General features: G+C 68.3%; 2 protein-coding genes. Both read right to left on the reverse strand.

The genetic code is table 11. From position 1 onward, the window contains the following. Positions 1 to 132: 132 nt before the first annotated feature. Positions 133 to 1,410: a substrate-binding domain-containing protein gene (locus VNT50_RS13420; RefSeq protein ID WP_325485613.1), complete on the reverse strand. Its 1,278-nt coding sequence runs from the start codon at positions 1,408 to 1,410 to the stop codon at positions 133 to 135. Positions 1,411 to 1,515: 105 nt separating this feature from the next. Next, positions 1,516 to 2,834, reverse strand: a 1,319-nt coding sequence (locus VNT50_RS13425) for an ABC transporter permease (RefSeq protein WP_414683970.1), incomplete at its 5' end; no start/stop codon positions are given.

Raw genomic sequence — 2,834 nt, forward strand, 5'->3', positions numbered from 1 at the left:
AGCGCCGCGAACGCCCGCATGTCGCGGGCGTCCAGCGTGCGTCGGTACTCCTGGAGCAGGTTGCGTATCTCCTCTCGGTCCTCGAGCACGCGCACTCGCGCGCGCAGCTCGTCGATCTCAGCCACCTGAGCCCTACTTCGCGGTCGCCGGTCCCGGCTCGTTGAAGTACTCGTCCAGGCACTTGTCGTCGCACCACGCCGTCTTGGGGCCCGGGAGCTCCAGGTCGGACGTGAGCGGAAGGCCCGGCTGCGCGTAGGCCTTCAGGTTGGTGTTGTCGAGCGTCACTGCCGGCATCGACAGGACGTTGTACTTGGGACCCTTGTTGGCCAGGATCCGCAGCGCCGTGTTGAAGTACACGTAGCCGCCCTGGAGACCGTTGATGCAGCCACCGACGGTCTTGTAGGTGTCGATCTTCTTCAGCCACCACGACAGGTCACCGGCGGCGCACTGCTCCATGCCGACGGGCGGGACCTCGATGCCGCGCGATTCGAACGCCTGGACGATGCCGGCGAACATGCCGCCGTCCTGCAGGACGCCGTCGATCTTCTGCGGGTGCGAGGCCAGGTACTGCGACACCACCTGCTTCGTCGTGCCGTTGTCCCAGTTGCCGTAGAGCACCGAGGCGACCTTGATGTCCGGGCAGTTCTTCAGGTCCACGACCTTCTGGTTGTAGAGGACCTTGTCGTTCTGGTTGCCCGCGATGCCGCGGACGATCAGGATGTTGCCCTTCCCGATGATGCCCAGCGTGCCGGCGTCGGCTTCGACCTGGTTCTGGGTCCACGTCGACGTCTGGTACTTCGAGCCCGGGGCGGGCGGGACGTCGGCGAGGATGATCGGCACGCCCTGCTCGCCGGCCTGCTCCATCGCAGGCGACTCGGCGACCGAGTCGGCGGGGTTGACGATGATGGCGTCAACGCCCTGGCGGATCATCTGCTTGATCGCCGAGATCTGGCTCTCCGGCGTCGACTGCTGGAGGCTCGGCGGGATGTTGGTCACCAGAGAGCCCTCGACCAGGCCCTCCGCCTTCGCGGCGGCGAACTCCTCCTTGAGGCTCTTCAGCACGTTGTTCTGGTACTGGTTCGACACGCCGACCGTGATGTAGCCGATCTTCCACGGCGGCTTGGCGGTGATCTTCTTCGTGGCCCAGGTGCTCTCGATGAGGTTGTCGGGATAGCTCGAGTAGATGTCCTGGAGCTCCTGCGGCATCGTGCTGTAGACGCCGTCCTTGTTCTTCGGCCCGACGGGAACGGTGTCACCGCAGCTCGTGCCGACCTTGACGGCGCCGGCGCCGGTGGGCTTGACGTTGATCTCCTTGGTGGACTGCGTCTGCGTCCCCGCGGGGGCCGCGCTCCCGCCGCCGCCCCCGTCGTCGCTGTCGCTACCGCACGCGGCAGCTGTCAGCGCCGCCACGGTCAGGAGGCTCGCCAGCGCCGCACGGCTCAAAGGCCGCTGACGCCACTTCGCTCTCTTGATCACTCCTCCTCCTCCATTGATGGTTGCTCTCCACGGGACCGCTCAGACGCGGTCGCGAAGCCTCCGCTCGCGGCCGTAGATGGCGACGGCGACGAGGATGATCACTCCGTAGACGATGTCCTCCACGGCCTTGCTGGCGCCGTGCCCGATGAGGACCGTGATGAGCACGGTGAGGAACACCGCGCCGATGGCGGTGCGGGTGTAATCGCCGGGCCCGCCGAAGATGGTTCCGCCGACGATCACCGCGACGACGCTCTGGAACAGGTAGGCGTCGCCGCCGCTGTCGACCACGACGCCGGCGAAGCCGCCGATGAGCACGCCGACCAGCGCCGAGGTCACGGCGCTGAACGCGAACGCTGCCACCCATACGCGGCGGGTGTTGATCAGGGCGTAATCCGCCGCACGCGGGTTCGAGCCGGTGGCGAAGAGGTTGCGGCCCAGGCGCGTGCGATGCAGGAAGATCGCGAACAGGACCACGACGAGGATCCAGATCGACACGGCGGGCGGGATCCCGATCCCGAACGTCTTGGTCACCGGCATGGCGAGCTTCTGGAGCCAGTCCGGCGGATAGCCGTTGGCCTGCTCGCCGATCTGCACCTTGACGAGGCCGATGACGATCGACCCCATCGCCAGCGTCACGACGAGTGGGTTGATCCTGAAGCGGTGGCAGACGTAGCCGGCGAAGCCACCGAGGATCGCGGCGGCCACGAGCGCCGCCGCCAGGGCCGCACCGAAGTCCATGTGGTACTTCGCGGCGAGCGCGGTGACCGTCAGGCCGCCGGCGACGATGAAGCCGGAGACCCCGAGGTCGAAGCCGCCCATCAGGATCAGCAGCGTCTGGCCGCAGGACGCAAGCCCGATCAGGGCGGCCAGGACGAGGATCGAGCGGATGCTCACCCACTCGCCGAGGCCGGGCAGGGTGATCACACCGTAGGCGAACACGGCGCCGAGAGCCGCGAGCTGGATCAGCGGGATCCGCTCCTGGAGGCGTGCCAGCGTGCGCCACGCCTGCGCGATCGGCCCTCCGGCTCGGGCCGGCGGGGCGGCGACCGCCGCCTCACCGCCGCCGACGGGGCCGACCTTCATCGTGGACAGCTCCAGGCCCGACCCCCTGCGCCGGCTGCGGTGCCAGAGCGGCATCCGCCTGGCCCGCAGGCCACCGATGCCGGCCTCGGGCACCAGCGCGCCCTGGATCACCACGGCGATGATCAGGATCGCGCCGTAGACGATCTGCAGCCAGGCAGGGTTGACCTCGTAGCTCGACAGCAGGTTCTGGAGCAGGTAGATCGTGAAAGCGCCGAAGCAGACACCGATGAGGCCGCCGCGACCGCCGGCCAGCGACGTGCCGCCGAGGACGACCG

Source organism: Microbacterium sp. (genome assembly GCF_035554235.1).
GTDB lineage: Bacteria > Actinomycetota > Actinomycetes > Actinomycetales > Microbacteriaceae > Microbacterium.